A 22,401-nucleotide genomic window follows, 5' to 3' on the forward strand; every position below is an offset into this window, starting at 1 on the left:
TGCAACCCAAAAATACCAAATACCGCAAGGTGATGAAGGGCCGCAACCGCGGCGTCTCCACCGTTGCCACCAAGGTCAGCTTCGGCGAGTACGGCTTGAAGGCGACGACGCACGGTCATCTGACCGCGCGCCAGATCGAAGCCGCGCGCCGCTGCGTGACGCGTTTCGTCAAGCGCGGCGGCAAGCTCTGGATCCGCGTGTTCCCCGACAAGCCGATCACCAAGAAGCCGATCGAAGTCCGCATGGGCGCCGGCAAGGGCAGCGTCGAGTACTGGGTCGCCGTCGTGCAGCCCGGCCGCATGCTCTATGAAATCGAGGGCATCAGCGAGACCGAGGCGCGCGAGGCGTTCCGCCTGGCCGCGGCCAAGCTGTCGGTGCAGACCCAATTCGTGAATCGTACGGTGATGTGATGGATATCCAGGACCTCCGCAAGCAATCCGCGCAAGAACTCAACAGCCAGCTCCTCGAGCTGCGCCGCGAGCAATTCAATCTGCGCATGCAGAAGAGCGCCGGTCAGCAGACCCAGACGCATCACTTCAAGCGCGTGCGTAACGAAATCGCGCAAATCAAGACGTTGCTGACTGAAAAGTCGGCTGCGGCGAAGTAAGGGCAGGCCATGAGCGAACAGACGAACAAGGCCGAGAAGGCCCAGCGCACGATCGAAGGTCGTGTGGTCAGCAACAAGATGCAGAAGACGGTCACCGTGCTGCTCGAGCGCCAGGTGCAGCATCCGCTGTACGGCAAGATCGTGCGCCGTTCGACCAAGGTGCACGCGCACGACGAGAACGGCGAGTGCAAGGAAGGCGACGTGGTGCGCATCGTCGAGACGCGCCCGCTGTCGAAGACCAAGAACTGGCGCGTCGTGCAGGTGCTGACGCGCGCTGCCCAGTAACAACGTGGGACGTTGAGGAGTAGAACATGATCCAGATGCAATCCACGTTGTCCGCAGCCGACAACAGCGGCGCCAAGCTGCTGTTCTGCATCAAGGTGCTCGGCGGCTCCAAGCGCCGTTACGCCGGTATCGGCGACATCATCAAGGTGTCGATCCGTGATGCGATCCCGCGCGGCAAGGTCAAGAAGGGCGAGGTCTACGACGCGGTCGTCGTGCGTACGCGCAAGGGCGTGCGTCGCGCCGACGGTTCGCTGATCCGCTTCGACGGCAACGCCGCTGTGCTGCTGAACAACAAACTCGAGCCGATCGGCACGCGCATCTTCGGGCCGGTCACGCGCGAACTGCGCAGCGAACGCTTCATGAAGATCGTTTCGCTCGCGCCGGAAGTGCTGTAAGCGCTGAGCTTCAAAAATATACTTTTCGGAAATTGCCATGAACAAGATTCGCAAAGGTGATCAAGTCATCGTGATCACCGGCAAATACAAGGGCCAACGCGGCGAAGTGCTGCGCGTCGCTGCCGACCGTGTCGTCGTGCAGAACATCAACCTGGTCAAGCGCCACACCAAGCCGAACCCGCAGGCGAACCAGCCGGGCGGCATCGTCGAGCGCGAAGCCCCCATGCACGTGTCGAACGTGGCCCTGTTCAACGGCGCTACGGGCAAGGGCGGCCGCGTCGGCTTCAAGACGCTGGGCGACGGCCGCAAGGTGCGCGTGTTCAAGACCGGTGAGCAGGCGGACGTATAAGGAGCCATGGCCATGACCCGTTTGGAAAAACATTACAAAGAAACCGTCGTTCCGAAGCTGACCGAGAAGTTCGGCTACAAGAACGTGATGGAAGTGCCGCGCCTGGTGAAGATCACGCTCAACATGGGCGTGGGCGAAGCCGCGGCGAACAAGAAGGTGCTCGAGAACGCGCTCGCCGACATGAACAAGATCGCCGGCCAGAAGGCCGTGGCGACGCTGTCGAAGAAGTCGATCGCGACCTTCAAGATCCGCGATGGCTGGCCGATCGGCTGCAAGGTCACGCTGCGCCGCGCGAAAATGTTCGAGTTCCTCGATCGCCTGATCACCGTCGCCCTGCCGCGCGTGCGCGACTTCCGCGGCGTGTCCGGCCGCGCCTTCGACGGCCGTGGTAACTACAACATGGGCATCAAGGAACAGATCATCTTCCCGGAAATCGATTTCGACCAGGTTGACGCGATGCGCGGCATGGACATCGCGATCACGACGACGGCGAAGACGGATGCCGAAGCCAAGGCGCTGCTCGAGGCCTTCAGCTTCCCGTTCCGCAACTAATTCTCAAAGAGATACGACAATGGCAAAGACCAGCATGGTGGAGCGCGAGAAGAAGCGCGCGAAGATCGTGAAGAAGTACGCGACGAAGCGCGCGGAGCTGAAGGCGATCGTGCTCAGCCCCAAGTCTTCGTACGAAGAGAAGATAGAAGCGCAGACCAAGCTGCAGAAGCTGCCGCGCGACGCGAGCCCCTCGCGCCAGCGCAACCGCTGCGAGCTGACCGGTCGTCCGCGCGGCGTCTACCGCAAGTTCTCGCTCGGTCGCCACAAGCTGCGCGAAGCGACGATGCGCGGCGACGTGCCGGGCCTGCGCAAGGCTTCCTGGTAACAGCCGAAAGTCCGTTTTCGGACTCTCGACTTTTTTTAGAAATACAACCGAAATCCATTCCGGATATCGATGCTAAGGAAATGAAACAATGAGCATGACTGATCCCATCGCCGATATGTTCACCCGCATTCGCAACGCGCAAGCGACCGCGAAGCCGACGGTGCGCATGCCGGCATCCAAGACCAAGCAAGCCATCGCCAAGGTGTTGAAGGACGAAGGCTATGTGCGCGACTTCCAGGTCAACAAGCTGGCCAACAACAAGGCCGAGCTCGAGATCGCGCTGAAGTATTTCGAAGGCAAGCCGGCGATCGAATCGATCAGCCGCGTCAGCCGTTCGGGCCTGCGCGTGTACCGCGGCAAGGACGCGCTGCCGAAAGTGATGGGCGGCCTCGGCATTGCCATCGTCACCACGCCGGCCGGCATCATGACCGACGCGCAGGCGCGTGCGCAGGGCGTCGGCGGCGAAGTCATCGGCACCGTGGTCTGATCGCGGCCCGACTGGAGAATACAAATGTCACGAGTTGCTAAAAAACCGATCGCGCTGCCGAAGGGCGTCGAACTGAAGGTCGCCGGTGAAGCGGTGACGGTGAAGGGCCCGAAGGGCACGTTGTCGTTCGCCCTGCCCGCAGGCGTCGAAGTCAACGTCAACGGCAGCGAAGTGCTGCTCGCCTCGAAGGACACCGAGACGACGAAGTTCGCGGGTACCGCGCGCGCCGTGCTGGCGAACATGGTCAAGGGCGTCAGCGAAGGCTACGAGCGCAAGCTCGAGCTCGTCGGCGTCGGCTATCGCGCCGCGCTGCAGGGCAAGGACCTGAACCTTTCGCTCGGCTTCTCGCACCCGATCCTGTTCAAGGCGCCGGAAGGCATCACGATCACCGCGCCGACGCAGACTGAAGTATTGATCGCCGGTGCCGACAAGCAGCGCGTCGGCGAGACGGCGGCGAAGATCCGCGCGTTCCGTCCGCCCGAGCCCTACAAGGGCAAGGGCGTGCGTTACGCCGGCGAGAAGATCACCATCAAGGAAGCCAAGAAGGCCTAATTTTTTGGCCTTCAGCTATCCGGAGACGAAACCATGTCGAACGAAAAGAACGAATCCCGCCTGCGCCGTGCCAAGTCAACGCGCATGCACATCAAGAAGCTTGCCGTGCCGCGCCTGACCGTGCATCGCAGCGACCAGCACATCTACGCCCAGGTCATTTCGGCCGACGGCGGCAAGGTGATTGCGGCCGCGTCGACCGTGCAGAAGGCCATCAAGGGCGAGGTCAAGGGCACCAAGAACAAGACCGCGGCGGCGGCCGTCGGCAAGGCGATCGCCGAGAAGGCGAAGGCTGCCGGCATCGAAAGCGTCGCGTTCGACCGCTCGGGTTTCCGTTATCACGGTCGCATCGCAGCGCTGGCGGATGCGGCGCGTGAGGCCGGTCTCAAGTTCTGATTGAAAAAATATACTTCTTTACAATTCTAAGCGGCTTCGCCGCAAGCAAAAGTCCGCTGCGATACGGGCGGCACAAGGTGAAAAGTAATGTCAACGAATGAACGTGAAAACAGCGACGGCATGCTCGAGAAGCTCATTGCCGTCAACCGCGTGTCCAAGACGGTCAAGGGCGGTCGGCAGATGAGCTTCACCGCGCTGACCGTGGTCGGCGACGGCGACGGCAAGGTCGGCTTCGGTTACGGCAAGGCACGCGAAGTGCCGGTCGCGATCTCGAAGGCGATGGAACGTGCGCGTCGCGGCATGACCCAGGTCAAGCTCAACAACGGCACGCTCTGGCACGCGGTCAAGGCCAACCACGGCGCGGCCAAGGTCTACATGCAGCCGGCGTCCGAAGGTACCGGCGTGATCGCCGGCGGCGCGATGCGCGCCGTGCTCGAAGTGGTCGGCGTGAAGAACGTGCTGGCCAAGGCGCAGGGTTCGCGCAACCCGATCAATCTCGTGCGCGCCACGATTAAGGGCCTGGAAGCGATGGCGACTCCAGAGCGCATCGCTGCCAAGCGCGGCAAGAAAGTCGAAGAGGTGGGCGGTTATGGCCAAGGCTAAGAAGACGGAAGGCGGCACGATCAAGGTGCGCCTGTACAAGAGCATGAACAGCTGCAAGTGGGTGCATCGCCTGAGCGTGAAGGCGCTCGGTCTGAACAAGCTCAACGACGTGCGCGAGCTGAAAGACTCGCCGCAGGTGCGCGGTCTGGTCAACAAGGTCAACTATCTCGTGCGCATCGAAGAGAGCGCCTGAGCAAAGCAAGATATCGGAGCATCGAACAATGCGTCTCAATAATCTCAAACCTGCCAAGGGTGCGCGCACGAAGCGCGTTCGCGTCGGTCGCGGCATCGGTTCGGGCCTCGGCAAGACCGCGGGCCGCGGCCACAAGGGTCAGTTCGCGCGCACCGGCAAGGGCAAGGTCAAGCCGGGCTTCGAAGGCGGCCAGATGCCGATGCAGCGTCGTCTGCCGAAGGTCGGCTTCCGCTCGAAGCTCGCGCACAAGGTGTCCGAAGTGCTGCTGTACAAGCTCGAGACGGTCAAGGCCGACGTGGTCGACTTCGACGCACTTAAGGCCGCCGGTCTGGTCGATACTCGCGCCGAGCGCGCGAAGGTCGTCAAGAAGGGCGAGCTCAAGCGCGCGGTGAAGCTGAAGGGCGTGGCGGTCACTGCGGGTGCCAAGGCGGCGATCCTCGCGGCCGGCGGCAGCGTAGAGTAACGGACCGACCTCATGGCGGCTTCCCAAGCCAGCATGCTCGCAGGCCTCGGCAAATTGACCGAGCTCAAGCAGCGCATCCTGTTCCTGATCGGTGCGCTCGTCGTCTACCGCCTCGGCTCGTTCATCCCGGTGCCGGGCGTCAAGTCCGCGGCGATGACCTCGCTGCTCGGCGGTGGCGGCGGGTTGATCGATCTGGCCAACATGTTCTCGGGCGGCGCGCTCGCGCGCTTCTCGATCTTCGCGCTCGGCGTGGTGCCGTACATCTCGGCGTCGATCATCGTGCAGATGGTCGCCCAGGTCGTGCCCTCGCTGCAGTCGCTGCGCAAGGAAGGCGAGTCCGGCCGGCGCAAGCTGACCCAGTGGACGCGTTACTTCACGGTGGTCCTGGCCGCAGTGCAGTCGTTCGGCATCTCGAGCTGGCTCATGCACCAGAGCGCGAGCGGTCAGCCGGTCGTCTATGCGCCGGGCTTCGGCTTCATCATGACTTCGATGATCGCGTTGACCTCGGGCACGCTGTTCCTGATGTGGCTCGGTGAGCAGATCACCGAGCGTGGCATCGGCAACGGCATCTCGATGCTGATCTTCGCCGGCATCGTCGCCGGTTTGCCGGGTGCGACCTATCACACCCTGCAGATGGCGCAGAACGGCGAACTGAACTTCATCAAGGTCCTGCTCGTGCTGCTGATCGTGGTCGCGGTGACGGCGTTCGTCGTCTTCGTCGAGCGCGGCCAGCGTCGCATCACGGTCAATTATGCGCGGCGCCAGGGTGGCGGCCAGGCGTACATGAACCAGAGTTCGCACCTGCCGCTCAAGCTCAACATGTCGGGCGTGATTCCGGCGATCTTCGCCTCGTCGCTGATCATGTTCCCGGCGACGGCATCGTCGTGGTTCAGCGGCAGCACGAACATCCGCTGGCTGCAGCAGTTGACTGCGGCGATCGCGCCGGGCGAGCCGCTGTACGAGATCCTGTACGCGATGCTGATCATCGTGTTTGCATTCTTCTACACCGCGCTCGTGTTCAACTCGAACGAGACCGCGGAGAATCTGAAGAAGTCGGGCGCGCTGATTCCGGGCATTCGTCCGGGCAAGGCGACGGCCGAATACATCGACGGCGTGCTGACGCGCCTGACCGGAGCCGGTGCTCTGTACCTCGTGCTGGTCTGCGTGGTGCCGACGTTCCTGCAGCAGTATTTCCATGTGCCGTTCTATTTCGGCGGCACTTCGCTGCTGATCGTGGTTGTGGTGGTCATGGACTTCACCGCGCAGGTGCAGGCGCACCTGGTCTCGCACCAGTACGAAAGCCTGCTGAAGAAGGCGAATTTGAAGGGCTACGGCCGCGGCGGAAGCCCGGCGCGATAGGCCCGAAACCGGACCGGGCCGATGGCGGGGCGTTTCGATACCGCGCCAAGGTTCCGGTCCGGTTGGAAAAAACCCATATCCGGCAGGCCCTTGGGCTTCCGGAAACGTGAAAAACCAGTTATAATTTACAGTTCACTGCGCTTCCAAGCGCTTTGATCCTCTCGGAGATAGAAAGATGGCGCGTATTGCGGGTGTCAACCTGCCGGTCCAGAAACACGTCGTGATCGGACTGCAAAGCATTTACGGTATCGGCCGCACGCGGTCGAAGCTGGTCTGTGACGCCGCGGGCGTCAATCCGGCGACCAAGATCAAGTCGCTGACCGAGTCCGAAGTCGAGAAGCTTCGTGCCGAAGTCGCGAAGTTCGTGGTCGAGGGCGACCTGCGCCGCGAAGTCGGCATCAGCATCAAGCGCCTGATGGACCTCGGCACCTATCGCGGCATGCGCCACCGTCGCGGCCTGCCGATACGCGGCCAGCGCACGCGCACCAATGCGCGCACGCGCAAGGGTCCGCGCCGTGCCATCAAGAAGAACTAATTCAGGAAACCTTGACTCATGAATAAGCCGGTCGCTGCCAAGACCAAGAAGAAAGCCAAGCGCGTCGTCACCGATGCGATCGTTCACGTGCAGGCTTCGTTCAACAACACCGTCGTGACGATCACCGATCGCCAGGGCAATGCGCTGTCGTGGGCGACCGCGGGCGGCGCGGGTTTCCGCGGTTCGCGCAAGTCGACCCCGTTCGCAGCCCAGGTTGCGGCGGAGAAAGCCGGCCGCGTCGCGCAGGAATACGGCGTGAAGACCGCCGAAGTGCGCATCAAGGGCCCGGGCCCGGGCCGCGAGTCGGCGGTGCGTTCGCTCAACAACATCGGCGTGAAGGTGACCAACATCATCGACGTCACCCCGATCCCGCACAACGGCTGCCGTCCTCCGAAGAAGCGCCGGGTGTAATTGCGATCATCCCTGATCGCGAGAATCAAGAAGCGGCCATCCGTGGCCGCACTTTTCAATAGAAATCTTAAATACACAGAGTCTGATGTGATCGGTTGATCACTAAATTCAAGGAATCGGCCACGCGTGGCCGGACTCGCAACGAAGAGAAGATCACATGGCACGGTACATCGGTCCCACCTGCAAGCTTGCGCGCCGCGAAGGCGCCGACCTCAGCCTCAAGAGCCCGGCTCGCGCGCTCGACTCGAAGTGCAAGCTCGAGAACAAGCCCGGCCAGCATGGCGCCGGCGGCGGCGCGGGGAAGAAATCGCGCCTGTCGGACTACGCGGTGCAGCTGCGCGAGAAGCAGAAGGTCAAGCGCATCTACGGCCTGCTCGAGCGCCAGTTCAGCAACTACTACGTCAAGGCGTCGAAGACGCGCGGCAACACGGGTGAGAACCTGCTGCGTCTGCTCGAGTCGCGTCTGGACAACATCGTTTACCGCATGGGTTTCGCGGTGACCCGCGCTCAGGCCCGCCAGCTCGTCGCGCACAAGGCGATCGAGGTCAACGGCAAGAAGGTCAACCTGCCGTCGTATGCGGTCCAGGCCGGCGATCAGATCTCCGTCGCCGAGAAGTCGCGCAACCAACTGCGCATCAAGGAAGCGCTGACCCTGTCGCAGGAAATGGATCTGGCCCCGGGCTGGCTCGAAGTCGATGCGAACAAGTTTGCCGGCACGCTCAAGGCGCTGCCGGAGCGCTCGGACCTGCCGAGCGACATCAACGAGTCGCTGATCGTCGAGTTGTACAGTAAGTAAGCTTGATCCGGGTTTCCGGCTTGAATTTTCTGCCGGGCGCACGTATCTACCACAACCCCATCGAATTCCGGCGCTGCCGGAATTCGATCGCCCCCTTAACTTAAGGGGGTTAAAAAGTGAAGTTGGATGCTCGGCATCGATCTTCTCAATCTGATTTCCTTTATCTCTAATCGGAGAGCGTAGTTCATGGCAAACTCGCCTACTACCATCCTGCGTCCGCGCGGCCTGCATGTAGAACAGCTCGGTGCGAACCGCGCGAAAGTTTCGGTTGAACCCCTGGAGCGCGGCTTCGGCCACACGCTCGGCAACGCGCTGCGTCGCGTGCTGCTGTCCTCGATCCCGGGCGCTGCGATCATCGAAGTCGAGATCGATGGCGTGCTGCACGAGTACACGACCCTCGAAGGCCTGCAGGAAGACGTGATCGAAGTCCTGCTCAACCTCAAGGACGTCGCCCTGCGCCTGCATAACCTCGACGAAACCACCCTGACCCTGTCGAAGAAGGGCAAGGGCGTGGTCACGGCCGCGGACATCAAGGTCGACCACAATGTCGAGATCGTCAATCCCGAACACGTGATCTGCCACCTGACCAAGGACATCGCGCTGAACATGCGCTTGAAGGTCGCGCGCGGTATCGGCTACCAGCCGGCCACCTCGCGTCGCCGCCCGGACGACGAAAGCCGTCCGATCGGCCGCCTGCAGCTCGACGCCTCGTTCTGCCCGGTGCGCCGCGTGGCGTACGAAGTCGACAGCGCGCGCGTCGAACAGCGCACCGACCTCGACAAGCTCGTGTTCGACATCGAGACCAACGGCACCGTGGAAGCGGAAGAAGCCGTGCGCAAGGCCGCGGAAACGCTGCTCGACCAGCTCACGATCTTCGGTGACTTCACCCGCCGCGAGACCTCGGAGGCGAAGACCGACAAGGCCGGTGTCGACCCGGTGCTGCTGCGTCCGATCGACGATCTCGAGCTCACCGTGCGTTCGGCGAACTGCCTGAAGGCCGAGAGCATCTACTACATCGGTGACCTCGTGCAGCGCACCGAAGTCGAGCTGCTGAAGACGCCGAACCTCGGCAAGAAGTCGCTGACCGAGATCAAGGACGTGCTGTTCTCGCGCGGCCTCTCGCTCGGCATGAAGCTCGAGAACTGGCCGCCGTCGGGCCTGCAGCACGGCATGCAGATGAACTGAGTTGTCATTCCTCGCCCCGGCCATGGTCGGGGTGAAGAAAGGGAAGCTGCAGGGCCATTCGGACGGCCATGAACCAAGAGTTCAACTTCCGCGCAATTCCGCGCCGAAGTCCACAATTATAAAGTTATACAAACTGGGAATTATTTATGCGTCACATGAAATCCGGTCGCAAGCTCAACCGTACCAGCTCGCATCGCGAAGCGATGTTCAAGAACATGGCCGCGTCGATCATCAAGCACGAGCTGATCAAGACCACGCTGCCGAAGGCGAAGGAACTGCGCCGCGTCGCCGAGCCGCTGATCACGCTGGCCAAGGTCGACAGCGTCGCCAACCGCCGTCTCGCGTTCGCGCGCCTGCGCGACAAGGTCGCCGTCGGCAAGCTGTTCGTCGAACTCGGCCCGCGTTACCGCGAGCGCAAGGGCGGCTACACGCGTATCCTCAAGTGCGGCAACCGCGTCGGCGACAATGCGCCGATGGCCTACGTCGAACTTGTCGATCGTCCGCGCACGGAAGCGGCTACGGAAGAATAAGGCGCGTCCGCCTCATGCGGCACGCCGTTGCTCGCGACGGGTTGGGTTGATGCTAACCCTGTTGTCGCAGCTCCACCGAATCCGGCCCGCATGGGCCGGATTTGCGTTTCTGTATATCGCGATCGGATTGTTGGCCGCGGACGCAAAGCCGACTCCCGACGAGATCGCGCATTACTCCCACATCAACTGGTTCGATCACGGCAAGTTCAAAGTCGCCTGGGATATCCTGACCGTACTCCCCGGATACCACGCGATCTCGGCGGCGATACTCTGGGTGACCGATTTGCGCACGCTGGCCGCGGCGCGCTGGCTCAACGCTGCGTACGGCCTGCTCGCGATCGGCGCGTTCCACTGGATGCGGCGCAACGCCACTGGCAAAGAAGAGGCGGCCGCGACGCTGCAGTTCGCGCTGCTGCCGATCCTGTTCCCCTACGATTTCATGGTCTACACCGACGTGCTTTCGCTTGCTGTCGTGCTCGCGGCGGGGGCGATAACGCTGAGCGGGCGCCATGTGATTTCCGGAGCCTTGATGATCCTCGCGCTCTGCATCCGCCAGACCAATGTCATCTGGCTGCCGCTGTACGCGTGGATCGCGCTGTCCGCCGATCGCGCTTTCCCGTTGCCGCCGCTGCGCCCGATGCTCGCGCGGACGTGGCCGTACGCAGTCGGCATCGGCCTGTTCCTCGTCTACTGGGCATGCAACGGCAGCATCTCGCTCTCGAAAGAGCAGGCGACGATGCATCCCGATTTTTCGATCCATGTCGGCAACGTGTATTTCACCCTGTTCCTGTGTGTGGTGTTGTTCCCGCTGCATGTCGGTATCGGGCTGAAAGAGTTCGCAACCCGCGTACGCGCGCGTCCCTGGCTCATCGCGATTCCGCTCGTGGTGTTCGCCTTGTTCTGGCAACTGTTTCGGGTCGATCACCCGTTCAACCAGGCTCTCGAGCCGTGGATGCTGCACAACCGTGTCATCCTGCTGGCGCAATCGGCGTGGCAATGGAAGGCCGCGTTCGGCCTGCTTGTCGTGGCTGCAGGCTGTGGACTCGCCGGCACCCGTCTGCACCCGCCTTCGGCATGGATGTTGTATCCGTTGACCCTGGTCGCCTTGCTCAGTTCGTGGATGGTCGAGCACCGCTATGCCCTCGCGCCGATCGCTTTTTGGCTCGTCTTCCGCGAGCGGCAGAACGAAAAAATCGAAACGGCGACCACGGCACTTTGGGCGGTGCTTGCGGTCAGTGCATGTCTGGGCCAGATCACCGGGTATTTCAGCTTGTAGGACACTGCTCAAAGATTGGTCGTAGTCAAACCTCAATCATCCATATTCGAGTTGAGACAACACAGCAATGACATTCAATCCATTCCGGTGGTCTTTTCGCGCCCAGTTCTTCACTGGTTTTCTGGCATGCACTGCGTTGCTCGCCTACGCATTCTTTGTGCAGTTCCAGCTCGGAATAGAACCCTGTCCGCTTTGCGGCGCGCAGCGCGTCGTCTTCGTCACGTTGGGAATCGTGTTTCTTGCCGGCTCCTTGGTTAATCCGGGCTCGTTGGGCCGAAAAATTTTCACGCTGCTGTTGTTGCTGGTGGCTTGCATTGGCATCGGCGTCGCGGGATTCCATCTTTGGGTGCAGCACCAGCCACCCGATCCCCTCGCGGGTTGTACGCCGGGCTGGAACTACATGATTGAGAACTTCCCAATCAGCAAGACGCTGAAGATGATCTTCAGAGGGGACGCCGATTGTTCGGTCGTCAACTGGACCTTCCTCAGCCTGTCGATGCCGTTCTGGACGCTGGTCTCCTTCGCCGCTCTCGGCGCGGGCGCAGTTTGGGCGGGCTTTCACAAACGCTGAGGCGCATTTTTCGTCGCTGGATTTGAATAACCGGACGATGCCATCGGCGCATCGGTTCCCGGCAGTTGGAAGGAATCCGTCGTGCTGTTCGAAAGGGTTCGTCCCGTCATTCCGAAGATACTGGTCTGGTCAGGGCCGGTTGCTTGCGCGATCGGATTGCTCACGCACAGGATGTGGGAAGCGTTTCCTGCAGGTCGGTTTGTCGAAACCTTGGAGCTAGCGCTGGTTTCGACCGTAGTGGCTACCGCGCTGGGCCGGTTGTTTCGTTGGCGCTGGGCAAACGGCTATGCCGTCTTTTGGGGCGCGGCGCTGGTTTTTTTCACCGGAGTTGCGCCGGTCGCCGCGAGCCTGCTTCTCGCGGCGACGGCATTCGCGGTGGGCAGTTTGTTTGTCGCGTCGCGCGGCCTTGGGGCAACGTTGATCGCGCTACCTACGGGGCTTGCCTTGATCGGGGGCTGCCTTGGCTGGTTCTTGCCGCTTGGCGTGCATACTCGTGTCGTCTATCTGACGACGACCATCGCCGTTTGTGTCTGGCGCTGGCGAGTCCTCCTCGTGATGGCAACGACGCTGCGTCGCGCCTGGAGGGAGGCAGTGGACGCTGCTCCGCTGCATTCCGCAGTGGCGGTATTGGTCGTGGGGATCGCATTGACCGGGGCATGGTTGCCGACGATGCAATCGGATGACCTGGCCTATCATCTCGGCTTGCCGACGCAGCTGCAACGGAACGGTTTCTATGCGATGGATCCCACGCTGCAGATTTGGGCACTCGCGCCGTGGTTGGGCGATGTCATACAAGGCATCGCCCAAGTGCTCGCCGGGCGTGAAGCCCGCGGAGCAGTCGATTCGCTGTGGCTGTTGGCTGCTGCCGCGTTGCTCGGCCGTCTCACGATGGCATTGCGTGCCGATGCGCGTCTGGGCTGGCAGGTTGTCGCCGTATTCGCGAGCATGCCGCTGCTTGCCGGTCTCGCCGCAGGCATGCAGACTGAGTTGCCGGCGATCGCGTTGATGGCGGCATTTGTGCTGCTGGTTTTGCGCGATGAGTGCAACGACGACCGCAGCTTCTACTTGGGCGCGATATTGATCGGCGGTCTCTTCGGATTGAAATTCGGCCAAGCGATATCGGCGCTGGCGATGCTGATCTGGGCGGGTGCTCGCATCCACGCCGGAGTCGGCGCGAAGACCGCGCTAGCCGGTGTCGGCATTTTTCTGCTCGTCGCCGGCTCGAGCTATTTCCATGCCTGGCACGTCAGCGGCAATCCGATGCTGCCGTTGTTCAACAATGTGTTCCAGTCGGCGGTGATGCCGGCGCATCAGCTCCACGACGCGCGCTGGCACGCGGGGTTCAGCGCGCTGTTGCCGTGGTTGATTACGTTCGACACGCCTCGCTACGCCGACGGCGATCCGGGAGGGTATGGTTTCGTGCTGGTCGCGTATGCCGGCGCCTGGCTGTGGGCGCTGTACCGTCGCGAGACGCGCGCCTACGCGTTGACAGCCAGCGCGGTCATGCTGTTGCCGCTGCTACCGATGCAATACGCGCGTTATGCCTTTCCGGGACTCGTATTGCTGTTGCCCGTGCTGACGGTCGCCGGAAGTGCAGCCGTGGGGCCGTCGCACTTTTCCATCCTCGCCTACGTCCTGTGCGTGTTGAATCTCGCGTTCCAGGCCAACGGACCTTGGCCGCTGGATACGGTAGCACGCAAGCGTCTGTTGACCAATTTAGGTGACACCGAGGTCGTGCTGCAGCGCTTTGCACCCGAGCGGCTGCTCATTGCCGAGTTGCGCAAACGCGACCCATCGGATTCGATCATTTTGTCGCTGGATCGACAGGCACCGTTCGTCGCCGAGTTGGCAGGCTGCGGCCGCACGGTGTCGTGGTATGCGCCGTCGTTGGATGCAGCCGCGAGCGCTGCCGATGCCGATCCTGGCGGCGCAGCGTGGCGGCGGTTGATTGACGACAGCGGTGCGAGGTGGCTGCTGCTGCATGCGAACCGCCTCAGTCCCGCGCAACGCGCGGCGCTGGCGGCTCCCGATGCCGAGCGCGTGCGCGCGATCGACAACGCCGAATTATGGGCGTGGAAGATCCCGGCCCAGCGGCATCCGTCACCATGAGTTGGTTGCGGCAAGGCCGCTATTTCGTTGCGATCGGCGTGTTGCAATGGCTGCTGGATTGGGCGGTCATGGTATCGCTCAGCCATGCCGGCCTGGGATTGCCATTCGCCAACGTCGCGGGTCGCGTAAGTGGCGCCTTGCTTGGATTCTGGCTTAACGGCAGCATCACGTTTGCGCGTGATGGCAGCCGGCCGAACGGCCGGCACTTCGCGCGCTATTTGATTCTTTGGCTGGCGAACGCCGCTTTGAGCACCCTTTCGCTGGTGGCGATCGGCAACGTCTTCGGCCTGCATGGCGCATGGCTGGCGAAACCCGCGGTCGACGGCATGCTGGCGTTGAGCAGCTTCCTGGCATCCCGCTATTGGGTGTATCGCTGAACATCCTTCTGCCCGCATGCGCTGAAGTTTTGTGCGGCGATCTGGCATGATGACGCCCCCTTTCCCGATCGGCGTTGATACCACCATGGCAGCGGCTAATCCAGAAGCAACGAAGCGCACGGCATCCGCATGGACGCCCGCGTCGTGGCAGTCGCGCACGGCCGTGCAGCAGCCGGCCTATGCGGACGCGGCCGCACTCGATCGCGCCGTTGCGCAATTGCACGAATTGCCGCCGCTGGTCACCTCATGGGAGGTGCTCGCGCTCAAGCGCAAGCTGGCCGAGGCGCAGGAGGGACGCTGCTTCCTGCTGCAAGGTGGCGATTGCGCCGAGAGCTTCGCCGATTGCACTTCGCCGATCATCTCCAACCGGCTCAAGGTACTGCTGCAGATGAGCCTCGTGCTCGTGCACGGATTGAAGCTTCCGGTCGTGCGCGTCGGCCGCTTCGCCGGGCAGTACGCCAAGCCACGTTCGGCCGACACCGAAACGCGCAACGGCGTGACCTTGCCTTGCTACCGCGGCGACATCGTCAACGCTCCCGAATTCACCGCGGTCGCGCGCGAGCCGGATCCGCAGCGCCTGATCGAGGCGCATTCGCGCTCGGCACTGACGATGAACTTCGTGCGCGCGCTGATCGATGGCGGCTTCGCCGACCTGCACCATCCCGAATACTGGGACCTGGAGTGGGTCAAGCACTCGCCGCTGCAGGAAGAGTACCAGCGCATGGTCGAGGCGATCGGCGAGGCGGTGCGCTTCATGGAAACGCTGGCCGGCGAGTCGCCGTCGTACCAGAAAGTGGATTTCTATACTTCGCACGAAGCACTGCTGCTCAACTACGAGGGCGCGGTGACGCGCGAGGTGCCACGCAACCCGGGCTGGTTCAACCTGTCCACGCATTTCCCGTGGATCGGCATGCGCACGGCGCAGCTGGACGGCGCTCATGTCGAGTACTGCCGCGGTATCGAGAACCCGATGGGCCTCAAGCTCGGTCCCGGCGTGAAGCCGGATCAATTGCTGCGCACGATCGACGCGCTCAACCCGCACAACGAGTCTGGCCGGCTGACGCTGATCACACGCATGGGCGCGGCCAAGGTCGAAGCAGAACTGCCGCAGCATCTGCAGGTGGTCAAGGCCGAGGGCAAGCGCGTGCTCTGGTGCTGCGATCCGATGCACGGCAATGGTGAGACGCTGCCATCCGGGGTGAAGACGCGGCGCTTCGAGAACATCCGCGCCGAGCTCGATTACGCCTTCGACATCCATGCCGCCTGCGGCACGCGCCTCGGCGGCGTGCATCTGGAACTGACCGGAGAGAACGTCACCGAATGCCTCGGCGGCGCACGCGACCTGACCGAAGCCGACCTTGCTCGTGCCTACAAGTCGAGCGTCGATCCACGCCTCAACTACGAACAGTCGCTCGAGATCGCGATGCTGATCGTGCGCAAGCGCGGCGGCCAGAATCGCGCCTGAAGGATACGGGCGCTAAAGCTCCACGTGGGCGCGGATGCCGTAGAACCTCGCCGGTCCGCGATCAGCGTTGTAGCCGGGATGGCGCACGAACTGGAAGTCGGGGCTCAGCGTGATGTATTTGTTCGCTTTTGCCGCATAGTATACTTCCGCGATCTGTTCGCGCGCGTAATCGATGCGTCCGTCGCCGACGAGAAAGCCGCTGCCGCCGGCGGCCAGATAGTCGCGATGATCGTGCGAGATGCCGTTCGCGGCGACCGCAATGGCGAGACGATCCTGCGCTCGACCCCAGTGCACGCCGGACAGCTGCGCACCGACGCTGGCGGAGCGGTCGGCCTCGGTGAACGCGAACGATTCGTTGCGGCCGTCGTTCCAGCCCAGGCGCACGAACAGGCCCGTGTCGCCGCCATCGGCGAGCGGCAGTTCGGCGTTCAGCGCATAGCCGTGTTTGCGCCGGCCGTCGCGATCATCCGCGCGGATGTCGGGTACGCTGCCAGTTTCCTCGGCAAGTGCGATCGCATCGCGATACACGCCCATGCGCGCGATGTTGCGGAACGCGAGCACGCGCACCGCGTAACCATCCTTCTGCGGCTGCCAGGTCAGCTCGACCTGCTCGCCGCGCGCGCGCGACAGCGGCCCTTCCAGCGTTTGCCCGTTCGCTTCGCGCGGCATCTGGTAGACGCCGTAGCGCAGCGTCCATCCCGGTTGTGCGAGGGCAAGCATGATGCCGTTGGTATAGCCGCGTGTATCGGCAGCGAAATCCCAGGCGGCATTGTTGAACAGCGCCCAGTTCATGAACTGCGTGCGCGTCGAGTTCGCGTAGCGGTTCCTGTCGAAGTCGTCGCTGGCCGCGAGCTTGCCGAGCTTGATCTCGATGCGGCTCGCGTATTCCTTGCCCGCGAGCTGGCCTTGCGATGCTTCAACGTCCTCGGTCTCGTCGCCCAGCGGCAGCGTGTAGCGCAGCACGCGCCGCGCGATGTACGGACGCTTGCCGAGGTTGGCCGTGCCCGAGCGGATCACGTCGCCGTTCGGCAGGCCGGCCATGCCGGTCGCGTTGCTGACACCGGCGCCCTTGAACATCTCCGCATCGAGATAGAACTGAAAGTGCCACGGTAGCTGCACGCCGAAATAGGCGCCGAACGTGTGCGAGGCGCGTGTGTCGCCATTCGCGCGCAGGCTCAACGGTCCGGAATAGGGTGAGCGCAGCGCATCCTGATGCTGGTCGATGAAAGTGTATTGCGCGCCGAGCAGTTGCGGCACGAAATCCGCGGGCGTGTCGGCGCCGTGCGCGAGAGTGGGCAGGCTGGCGAGCGCGAAGATGCCGAGAACCACAGGACGGATGGATTCGAGATTCATGGTTTTGATTTCCCGTGACAGGGCGCGCGGCAGCGGGGAACCCACCCATGCTGCGCGCAGCAAACGCGCAGCATGGGTGGGCCGTGTTTCAGTCTTGTGTCGTCCAGCGCGCTTCGGGCTTGCCGTTTGCGGGATTGCGCCGCCAGCGGCAGACGAGCTTGCTGCGTGCGAACGACGCATCGTTCGCGGCAACATAGGGCAGGGCGCGCGAGGTCGCGCAATAGGCGTCGCGCACGCCGAAACGACGATCGTGCGGGAACAGGGAGAACAGGAACTGCATTTTCATGATTCACCTCGATTCCGCGACGGAACGGGTGAATCACGACCAGCTATCGGCTAGATCGCGAGACGGCCCGTATCCGCGCGGAGCGGCAGGGTTTGTGCGGCCAAGGCAGTCCGTGAACCACAAGGGCCAGGCGCTGCGTTGGTACTCGGATAGCTGTCCATGGATGTCGATGGTTGGCTGGGGAAATGCTTCGGGTGGCCCGAAGCGCGGCGCAGGGTAGGCTTCGCCGATGCCGATGTCAACGAAAAATTTCTTCGGGTACCTCGAAAAACCTACTGCGCTCGATAATTCGCGCGCCGGCGGTGCTCGGAATCCTCATGTACATCAACGTACATTCCGGTTCCTGCGCTCCGGCGTCGCGCGAATTCTTTTCGCTCGCTGCGGTTTTTCGGGGCGCCCTTCGCGCCGTCGATGATCGCCGCTGCGCGGGCATTCAGTCGGCATTCTCGATGTGCGGCAGAAATCGCGGTGGCCTGCGCGCGAGCGTGGCCTGCTCGAACGCGTAGGCGTAACCGATCAGCTTCGCATCGCTCCACGCTGTGCCGAAGAAGCTGATGCCGACAGGCAGATGGTGCACGAAACCCATCGGCAGCGTGACTGCGGGATAACCAGCCACCGCGGCGGGCGTGGAACTGCTGCCGCTGAAGTGGTCGCCGTTGACGAGATCGGTGGTCCAGGCCGGCCCGCTGGTCGGCGCGATCAACGCATCGAGATGATCCTTCGCCAAGGCCGCATCGATGCCCTCCGGCCCGGCGAGGCGTTTCGACCTGGCCAGCGCGTCGAGGTATTCCTTGTCCTGCAGCGTGCCGCGCTTCTGTGATTTCTCGAAAGTCTCCTGGCCGAACCATGACATCTCGCCGTCGGCGTGCGCCTCGTTGAATGCGATGAGGTCGGCGAGGCTGCGCGCTTTTGCTCCAGGCGCCAATTGCGCGAGATAAGCGTTGATGTCCGCCTTGAACTCGTATTGCAGCACGATGCCTTCGTCGTCATCGTACTTGCCCAGGTTCGGCAGCTCGACCGGATCGACCACGATGGCGCCGGCCGCCTTCAGGCGCGCGATCGCGGCATCGAACAGCTTTTCGGTCGCGGGATCGAAGCCGGTAAACTGGCGCACGACGCCTATGCGCGCGCCGTGGAGGCTTTTCGCGTCGAGAGCTTTCGTGTAGTCGGTGCGATGTTTGTCGGCGTCCTTCGTCGCCGCATCACGCGAATCGCTGCCCGCGATCGCGCCGAGCAGGATGGCTGCGTCGGCGACGCTGCGCGCCATAGGTCCTGCGGTGTCCTGGCTGTGCGCGATCGGCACGATGCCGGCGCGGCTGACGAGGCCGAGTGTCGGCTTGATCCCGACGATCCCGTTCGCCGACGCGGGGCAGACAATCGAGCCGTCGGTCTCGGTGCCGATGCCGGCCACGGCGAGATTCGCCGCGATCGCCGCACCCGTGCCCGAACTTGAGCCGCAGGCGTTGCGGTCGAGTGCATAGGGATTTTTCGTCAGACCGCCGCGCCCGCTCCAGCCGCTGGTGGAGTGATTCGAGCGAAAGTTCGCCCATTCCGACAGGTTGGTCTTGCCGAGGATCACTGCGCCCGCCGCGCGCAGCTTGGCAACGACGGTGGCGTCTTGCGCTGCGATCGAATCGGCCAGCGCGAGCGAGCCGGCTGTCGTGTGCATACGATCGGCCGTGTCGATGTTGTCCTTGATCAGCACCGGGATGCCGTGCAGTGGCGAGTATACTTTTCCACTTTTGCGCGCGGCGTCGAGCCGGTCGGCGATCGCGAGCGCATCGGGATTGAGTTCGATCACCGCGTTGATCGCGGGACCAGCCTTGTCGATCGCGGCGATGCGGTCGAGATGCTGTTGCGCAAGCGCATGCGCGTTCAATTCCTTGCGCTGCAATTTCTGCGCGAGGTCGCGAATCGAGTACTCTTCAAGCGCAGGTGGCGATTCCGGTTGCGCAGCGGGCACCGTTGCCGGGAGCAAGACCGCGAACAGAAAGGCGAGCAGCCGTGGCTTGGCGAGATCGATCATGGCGACTCCGGGTTGCGAATTGATTGGGTGGCCTTGCCGCGCGGATATTCGTTGACAGCGAGCCAGAGTCCGATTGACGCGGAGAGCAGCGCCGGCAGGAAAAACGGGAGTTGATCCCAGGAAATCGGTTGGCTGCCAAGCGCAAGGACCACGGTGGCGCTTCCGATCGCGAAGCCGGCCACGCATAACCCTGCCAGCCAGCGCAGGCGCTGCGAGAAACCGGCGAACAGCAACGCAAAGAAGATCGCAAAGCTCACAAGTGCTCCCCAGGGAATCAGCAAGGTTGCCATGACCAGCAACTGCTCGAAAAAACCGAGCAACGTGCCGGCCGCTATGGCATGTCCCAGCGCGAGGAAGGCAGATGCGAACAGCACGCTGGGCAGCAGACAGAGAACACTGACTATGTGCAGGAGCGGGCGCATGGCAGGCGTCAGCCGACGCGGGATCCGACAGGCCGATGCTCGGTGTCCTTGCCCGGAGTCAGGAACAGCATCGTCGTGGCAACATCGGTCTTCGCCGTGTGCCACGCGCCTTGCGGCACGAGAACATAGTCGCCCGGCGAGTCCAGGTGTACCTCACATTCACTACCCGATTGCTCGATGACAAGAGTCGCCGTACCGGAGAGCAGCATGACCACCTCCTCGCCGGCAGGATGCCGCTCCCAGGTGGCCCATGGCTCGGAGAACGTGAACGCCGACATCAGTCGGCCCTGGTCCAGCTGCGGATAGGCGCCGCCGGCCAGGTCCTGCCAGAACGATTCCGACGGAGGAATCGCATCGGTCCTGCCGCCCTCGCGCACATGGAGATAGGCGCCGAGAATATTCGGGGTTGCGTTCATCGGTATCCCTTTGAGCCGGATGCTTCAATGCGGTCGAGCGGGGAGGCCGCCGCGATTGTCGGGCACGCGTCGCCGCAAGGATAGCCGGAATGGAAGTCGGCTGACGCGACGCGGGTATTTGCCGCAGAACGGCCGCGGAAGATCGCAGCCACCGCACGCCATTGCGGCGTGCGGGATGAAGCCATGGATCGAAGCTCTTACGCCGCCTGGCGCGAAGCGCGCTTGCGATCGTTCTCGGTCAGGTGTTTCTTGCGCAGGCGGATTTCCTTCGGCGTGACTTCGACCAGTTCGTCGTCCTCGATGAAGTCGAGAGCCTGCTCCAGCGAGTACTTGATCGCCGGGGTCAGCTTGATCGCGTCGTCCTTGCCCGAGGCACGCATGTTGGTCAGCGGCTTGGTCTTGATCGCGTTGACGGTGAGGTCGTTGTCCTTAGAGTGGATGCCGACCAACTGGCCTTCGTACACATTGTCGCCTTCGGCGGCGAACAGCTTGCCGCGCTCTTCGAGCGGCCCCAGCGCGTAGGCCGGGGTGGCGCCCGGCGCGTTGGCGATCATCACGCCATTGAGGCGCTTGGCGATCGTGCCCTGTTCCTTCGGGCCGTAATGGTCGAAGACGTGGAACAGCAGGCCCGAACCCTGGGTGAGAGTGCGGAATTCGTTCTGGAAACCGATCAAGCCGCGCGCCGGGATTTGATACTCGAGGCGCACCCGACCTTTTCCATCCGGCTCCATGTTCTTCAACTGCGCCTTGCGCGCGCCGAGTTTTTCCATCACGCCGCCCTGGTGGATTTCTTCCACGTCGACGACGAGCTGCTCGATCGGCTCCATCAACTGGCCGTCGATTTCCTTGATGATGACTTCCGGGCGCGACACGGCCAGTTCATAGCCTTCGCGGCGCATGTTCTCGATCAGCACCGACAGATGCAGCTCGCCGCGGCCGGAGACGAGGAATTTGTCCGCATCGGAACCTTCCTCGACGCGCAGCGCAACGTTGTGCACGCGCTCGCGGTCGAGGCGCTCGCGCAGCTGGCGGCTGGTCAAGAACTTGCCGCCGGACAGCTCCTTGTTGCCGGCGAACGGCGAGTTGTTGACCTGGAAAGTCATGCTGATGGTCGGTTCGTCCACTGTCAGCACGGGCAACTGTTCCGGCGCATCGGGCGCGCAGATCGTGTCGGAAATGCCCAGGTCTTCGACGCCGTTGATGGCGATGATGTCGCCTGCTTCCGCCTCGGCGACTTCGCGGCGCTCCAGGCCCATGAAGCCGAGCACCTGCAGGACGCGGCCGTTGCGCTTCTTGCCTTCGCGGTCAACCACGGCGACCGGCATGTTGGTGCGCACCTTGCCACGCTGGATGCGGCCGATGCCGATCAGGCCGACGTAAGAGTTGTAGTCGAGCTGCGAGATGCGCATCTGGAACGGGCCCTCGGGATCGACCTTCGGCGCGTGCACGTGCTTCATGATCGCCTCGTACAGCGGCGTCATGTCGCCTTCGCGCACGTCGGGCGTCAGGCCGGCGTAGCCGTGCAGGGCCGAGGCGTAGACGACGGGGAAGTCGAGCTGCTCGTTGGTCGCACCGAGGCGGTCGAACAGGTCGAAGGTCTGGTCGAGCACCCAGTCCGGGCGCGCGCCGGGGCGGTCGACCTTGTTGATCACGACGATGGGCTTGAAACCCATCTGGAACGCCTTCTGGGTGACGAAGCGCGTCTGCGGCATCGGCCCGTCCATTGCGTCGACCAGCAGCAGCACCGAGTCGACCATCGACAGCACGCGCTCGACCTCTCCGCCGAAGTCGGCGTGTCCGGGCGTGTCGACGATGTTGATGCGGTTGCCCTGCCAGGTGATCGCCGTGTTCTTGGCCAGAATCGTGATGCCGCGTTCCTTTTCCTGGTCGTTCGAGTCCATCACGCGCTCGGCGAGCACGGTGCGTTCGCTGAACGTGCCGGACTGCTTGAGCAAGCAGTCGACGAGGGTGGTCTTGCCATGGTCGACATGGGCGACGATGGCGATATTGCGCAGATTTTCGATGGACATGGCGATAAGCCCGCCCTGACGGCAGGCTGATTTAGAAAAGGATGGCGCGA

30 protein-coding genes are annotated in these 22,401 nt (G+C 63.0%); 24 read left to right on the forward strand and 6 right to left on the reverse strand.

Annotation, left to right across the window (positions count from 1 at the left end; all coding sequences use genetic code 11):
* From rplP to VF497_RS10255, 24 genes are all read left to right on the forward strand, one after another.
* A partial coding sequence (gene rplP / locus VF497_RS10140) for a 50S ribosomal protein L16 (protein ID WP_330888272.1) occupies positions 1-410 on the forward strand: 410 nt, incomplete at its 5' end.
* On the forward strand, positions 410-607 hold the full coding sequence (gene rpmC, locus VF497_RS10145) for a 50S ribosomal protein L29 (RefSeq protein ID WP_018974017.1): 198 nt from the start codon (positions 410-412) through the stop codon (positions 605-607). The genes rplP and rpmC, both read left to right, overlap by 1 nt.
* 9 nt (positions 608-616) lie before the next feature.
* Positions 617-892 (forward strand): 30S ribosomal protein S17, encoded by a 276-nt coding sequence (rpsQ, locus tag VF497_RS10150; protein ID WP_018974016.1) that lies wholly within the window; start codon positions 617-619, stop codon positions 890-892.
* Positions 893-918: 26 nt separating this feature from the next.
* Positions 919-1,287, forward strand: coding sequence for a 50S ribosomal protein L14 (gene rplN / locus VF497_RS10155; RefSeq protein ID WP_018974015.1), 369 nt, complete (start codon positions 919-921; stop codon positions 1,285-1,287).
* A gap of 37 nt (positions 1,288-1,324) precedes the next feature.
* Positions 1,325-1,636, forward strand: coding sequence for a 50S ribosomal protein L24 (gene rplX / locus VF497_RS10160; protein ID WP_330888278.1), 312 nt, complete (start codon positions 1,325-1,327; stop codon positions 1,634-1,636).
* Between the two features lie 12 nt (positions 1,637-1,648).
* On the forward strand, positions 1,649-2,188 hold the full coding sequence (rplE, locus tag VF497_RS10165) for a 50S ribosomal protein L5 (protein WP_026293391.1): 540 nt from the start codon (positions 1,649-1,651) through the stop codon (positions 2,186-2,188).
* Between the two features lie 19 nt (positions 2,189-2,207).
* On the forward strand, positions 2,208-2,513 hold the full coding sequence (gene rpsN / locus VF497_RS10170) for a 30S ribosomal protein S14 (RefSeq protein ID WP_330888283.1): 306 nt from the start codon (positions 2,208-2,210) through the stop codon (positions 2,511-2,513).
* 88 nt (positions 2,514-2,601) lie between these two features.
* Complete coding sequence (rpsH, locus tag VF497_RS10175) at positions 2,602-3,000, forward strand: 30S ribosomal protein S8 (RefSeq protein ID WP_330888285.1); 399 nt, start codon at positions 2,602-2,604, stop codon at positions 2,998-3,000.
* Between the two features lie 24 nt (positions 3,001-3,024).
* A complete protein-coding gene (rplF, locus tag VF497_RS10180; RefSeq protein WP_330888287.1) occupies positions 3,025-3,552 on the forward strand; it encodes a 50S ribosomal protein L6 in 528 nt (175 codons plus the stop codon).
* 33 nt (positions 3,553-3,585) lie between these two features.
* A complete protein-coding gene (rplR, locus tag VF497_RS10185; protein ID WP_330888289.1) occupies positions 3,586-3,945 on the forward strand; it encodes a 50S ribosomal protein L18 in 360 nt (119 codons plus the stop codon).
* An 87-nt stretch (positions 3,946-4,032) separates the two neighbouring features.
* The gene (gene rpsE / locus VF497_RS10190) at positions 4,033-4,548 is read left to right on the forward strand and encodes a 30S ribosomal protein S5 (protein ID WP_018974008.1); all 516 of its coding nucleotides are present in this window, start codon (positions 4,033-4,035) and stop codon (positions 4,546-4,548) included.
* The gene (gene rpmD, locus VF497_RS10195; RefSeq protein ID WP_330888293.1) at positions 4,535-4,741 is read left to right on the forward strand and encodes a 50S ribosomal protein L30; all 207 of its coding nucleotides are present in this window, start codon (positions 4,535-4,537) and stop codon (positions 4,739-4,741) included. The genes rpsE and rpmD overlap by 14 nt, the downstream gene beginning before the upstream one ends.
* Before the next feature lie 28 nt (positions 4,742-4,769).
* Positions 4,770-5,204 (forward strand): 50S ribosomal protein L15, encoded by a 435-nt coding sequence (gene rplO / locus VF497_RS10200; protein WP_330888295.1) that lies wholly within the window; start codon positions 4,770-4,772, stop codon positions 5,202-5,204.
* Positions 5,205-5,216: 12 nt separating this feature from the next.
* The gene (gene secY, locus VF497_RS10205; RefSeq protein ID WP_330888297.1) at positions 5,217-6,563 is read left to right on the forward strand and encodes a preprotein translocase subunit SecY; all 1,347 of its coding nucleotides are present in this window, start codon (positions 5,217-5,219) and stop codon (positions 6,561-6,563) included.
* 175 nt (positions 6,564-6,738) lie between these two features.
* Positions 6,739-7,098: a 30S ribosomal protein S13 gene (gene rpsM, locus VF497_RS10210; protein WP_330888299.1), complete on the forward strand. Its 360-nt coding sequence runs from the start codon at positions 6,739-6,741 to the stop codon at positions 7,096-7,098.
* An 18-nt stretch (positions 7,099-7,116) separates the two neighbouring features.
* Positions 7,117-7,509, forward strand: a complete 393-nt coding sequence (rpsK, locus tag VF497_RS10215) for a 30S ribosomal protein S11 (protein WP_018974003.1) — start codon at positions 7,117-7,119, stop codon at positions 7,507-7,509.
* Positions 7,510-7,666: 157 nt separating this feature from the next.
* Entirely contained in the window at positions 7,667-8,305 is a 639-nt protein-coding gene (rpsD, locus tag VF497_RS10220; RefSeq protein ID WP_330888302.1) for a 30S ribosomal protein S4, read from the forward strand.
* 186 nt (positions 8,306-8,491) lie between these two features.
* On the forward strand, positions 8,492-9,490 hold the full coding sequence (locus VF497_RS10225; protein WP_330888304.1) for a DNA-directed RNA polymerase subunit alpha: 999 nt from the start codon (positions 8,492-8,494) through the stop codon (positions 9,488-9,490).
* A gap of 146 nt (positions 9,491-9,636) precedes the next feature.
* Positions 9,637-10,020 carry a 50S ribosomal protein L17 gene (gene rplQ, locus VF497_RS10230; protein WP_330888306.1) on the forward strand — a complete coding sequence of 128 codons (384 nt, stop codon included), beginning with the start codon at positions 9,637-9,639 and terminating at the stop codon, positions 10,018-10,020.
* A gap of 130 nt (positions 10,021-10,150) precedes the next feature.
* Complete coding sequence (locus VF497_RS10235; protein ID WP_330888308.1) at positions 10,151-11,296, forward strand: hypothetical protein; 1,146 nt, start codon at positions 10,151-10,153, stop codon at positions 11,294-11,296.
* A 67-nt stretch (positions 11,297-11,363) separates the two neighbouring features.
* Entirely contained in the window at positions 11,364-11,867 is a 504-nt protein-coding gene (locus VF497_RS10240; RefSeq protein ID WP_330888310.1) for a disulfide bond formation protein B, read from the forward strand.
* 81 nt (positions 11,868-11,948) lie between these two features.
* Positions 11,949-13,976, forward strand: a complete 2,028-nt coding sequence (locus VF497_RS10245) for a hypothetical protein (protein ID WP_330888312.1) — start codon at positions 11,949-11,951, stop codon at positions 13,974-13,976.
* The gene (locus VF497_RS10250; protein WP_330888314.1) at positions 13,940-14,353 is read left to right on the forward strand and encodes a GtrA family protein; all 414 of its coding nucleotides are present in this window, start codon (positions 13,940-13,942) and stop codon (positions 14,351-14,353) included. Before VF497_RS10245 ends, VF497_RS10250 begins: the two co-directional genes overlap by 37 nt.
* An 85-nt stretch (positions 14,354-14,438) precedes the next feature.
* Complete coding sequence (locus VF497_RS10255) at positions 14,439-15,818, forward strand: class II 3-deoxy-7-phosphoheptulonate synthase (RefSeq protein ID WP_330888316.1); 1,380 nt, start codon at positions 14,439-14,441, stop codon at positions 15,816-15,818.
* A gap of 12 nt (positions 15,819-15,830) precedes the next feature.
* Here VF497_RS10255 and VF497_RS10260 read toward each other — a convergent pair whose 3' ends face one another.
* From VF497_RS10260 to typA, 6 genes are all read right to left on the reverse strand, one after another.
* On the reverse strand, positions 15,831-17,171 hold the full coding sequence (locus tag VF497_RS10260) for a carbohydrate porin (RefSeq protein WP_330888318.1): 1,341 nt from the start codon (positions 17,169-17,171) through the stop codon (positions 15,831-15,833).
* Positions 17,172-17,259: 88 nt separating this feature from the next.
* Positions 17,260-17,457: a hypothetical protein gene (locus VF497_RS10265; protein ID WP_330888320.1), complete on the reverse strand. Its 198-nt coding sequence runs from the start codon at positions 17,455-17,457 to the stop codon at positions 17,260-17,262.
* A 433-nt stretch (positions 17,458-17,890) separates the two neighbouring features.
* The gene (locus tag VF497_RS10270) at positions 17,891-19,483 is read right to left on the reverse strand and encodes an amidase (RefSeq protein ID WP_330888322.1); all 1,593 of its coding nucleotides are present in this window, start codon (positions 19,481-19,483) and stop codon (positions 17,891-17,893) included.
* Positions 19,480-19,905, reverse strand: a complete 426-nt coding sequence (locus tag VF497_RS10275) for a hypothetical protein (protein WP_330888324.1) — start codon at positions 19,903-19,905, stop codon at positions 19,480-19,482. Before VF497_RS10275 ends, VF497_RS10270 begins: the two co-directional genes overlap by 4 nt.
* 8 nt (positions 19,906-19,913) lie before the next feature.
* Positions 19,914-20,321, reverse strand: coding sequence for a cupin domain-containing protein (locus VF497_RS10280; protein WP_330888326.1), 408 nt, complete (start codon positions 20,319-20,321; stop codon positions 19,914-19,916).
* Between the two features lie 197 nt (positions 20,322-20,518).
* A complete protein-coding gene (gene typA, locus VF497_RS10285) occupies positions 20,519-22,351 on the reverse strand; it encodes a translational GTPase TypA (protein ID WP_330888328.1) in 1,833 nt (610 codons plus the stop codon).
* Between the last annotated feature and the right edge of the window lie 50 nt (positions 22,352-22,401).

This window comes from Rudaea sp. (assembly GCF_036383415.1).
Taxonomy (GTDB): Bacteria; Pseudomonadota; Gammaproteobacteria; order Xanthomonadales; family Rhodanobacteraceae; genus Rudaea.

Bases quoted from the DNA above. Each gene is read 5' to 3' on its own strand.
- rpmC (WP_018974017.1), top strand. From the start codon at position 410: ATGGATATCCAGGACCTCCGCAAGCAATCCGCGCAAGAACTCAACAGC.
- rpsQ (WP_018974016.1), top strand. From the start codon at position 617: ATGAGCGAACAGACGAACAAGGCCGAGAAGGCCCAGCGCACGATCGAA.
- rplN (WP_018974015.1), top strand. From the start codon at position 919: ATGATCCAGATGCAATCCACGTTGTCCGCAGCCGACAACAGCGGCGCC.
- rplX (WP_330888278.1), top strand. From the start codon at position 1,325: ATGAACAAGATTCGCAAAGGTGATCAAGTCATCGTGATCACCGGCAAA.
- rplE (WP_026293391.1), top strand. From the start codon at position 1,649: ATGACCCGTTTGGAAAAACATTACAAAGAAACCGTCGTTCCGAAGCTG.
- rpsN (WP_330888283.1), top strand. From the start codon at position 2,208: ATGGCAAAGACCAGCATGGTGGAGCGCGAGAAGAAGCGCGCGAAGATC.
- rpsH (WP_330888285.1), top strand. From the start codon at position 2,602: ATGAGCATGACTGATCCCATCGCCGATATGTTCACCCGCATTCGCAAC.
- rplF (WP_330888287.1), top strand. From the start codon at position 3,025: ATGTCACGAGTTGCTAAAAAACCGATCGCGCTGCCGAAGGGCGTCGAA.
- rplR (WP_330888289.1), top strand. From the start codon at position 3,586: ATGTCGAACGAAAAGAACGAATCCCGCCTGCGCCGTGCCAAGTCAACG.
- rpsE (WP_018974008.1), top strand. From the start codon at position 4,033: ATGTCAACGAATGAACGTGAAAACAGCGACGGCATGCTCGAGAAGCTC.
- rpmD (WP_330888293.1), top strand. From the start codon at position 4,535: ATGGCCAAGGCTAAGAAGACGGAAGGCGGCACGATCAAGGTGCGCCTG.
- rplO (WP_330888295.1), top strand. From the start codon at position 4,770: ATGCGTCTCAATAATCTCAAACCTGCCAAGGGTGCGCGCACGAAGCGC.
- secY (WP_330888297.1), top strand. From the start codon at position 5,217: ATGGCGGCTTCCCAAGCCAGCATGCTCGCAGGCCTCGGCAAATTGACC.
- rpsM (WP_330888299.1), top strand. From the start codon at position 6,739: ATGGCGCGTATTGCGGGTGTCAACCTGCCGGTCCAGAAACACGTCGTG.
- rpsK (WP_018974003.1), top strand. From the start codon at position 7,117: ATGAATAAGCCGGTCGCTGCCAAGACCAAGAAGAAAGCCAAGCGCGTC.
- rpsD (WP_330888302.1), top strand. From the start codon at position 7,667: ATGGCACGGTACATCGGTCCCACCTGCAAGCTTGCGCGCCGCGAAGGC.
- VF497_RS10225 (WP_330888304.1), top strand. From the start codon at position 8,492: ATGGCAAACTCGCCTACTACCATCCTGCGTCCGCGCGGCCTGCATGTA.
- rplQ (WP_330888306.1), top strand. From the start codon at position 9,637: ATGCGTCACATGAAATCCGGTCGCAAGCTCAACCGTACCAGCTCGCAT.
- VF497_RS10240 (WP_330888310.1), top strand. From the start codon at position 11,364: ATGACATTCAATCCATTCCGGTGGTCTTTTCGCGCCCAGTTCTTCACT.
- VF497_RS10255 (WP_330888316.1), top strand. From the start codon at position 14,439: ATGGCAGCGGCTAATCCAGAAGCAACGAAGCGCACGGCATCCGCATGG.
- VF497_RS10260 (WP_330888318.1), bottom strand. From the start codon at position 17,171: ATGAATCTCGAATCCATCCGTCCTGTGGTTCTCGGCATCTTCGCGCTC.
- VF497_RS10265 (WP_330888320.1), bottom strand. From the start codon at position 17,457: ATGAAAATGCAGTTCCTGTTCTCCCTGTTCCCGCACGATCGTCGTTTC.
- VF497_RS10270 (WP_330888322.1), bottom strand. From the start codon at position 19,483: ATGATCGATCTCGCCAAGCCACGGCTGCTCGCCTTTCTGTTCGCGGTC.
- VF497_RS10275 (WP_330888324.1), bottom strand. From the start codon at position 19,905: ATGCGCCCGCTCCTGCACATAGTCAGTGTTCTCTGTCTGCTGCCCAGC.
- VF497_RS10280 (WP_330888326.1), bottom strand. From the start codon at position 20,321: ATGAACGCAACCCCGAATATTCTCGGCGCCTATCTCCATGTGCGCGAG.
- typA (WP_330888328.1), bottom strand. From the start codon at position 22,351: ATGTCCATCGAAAATCTGCGCAATATCGCCATCGTCGCCCATGTCGAC.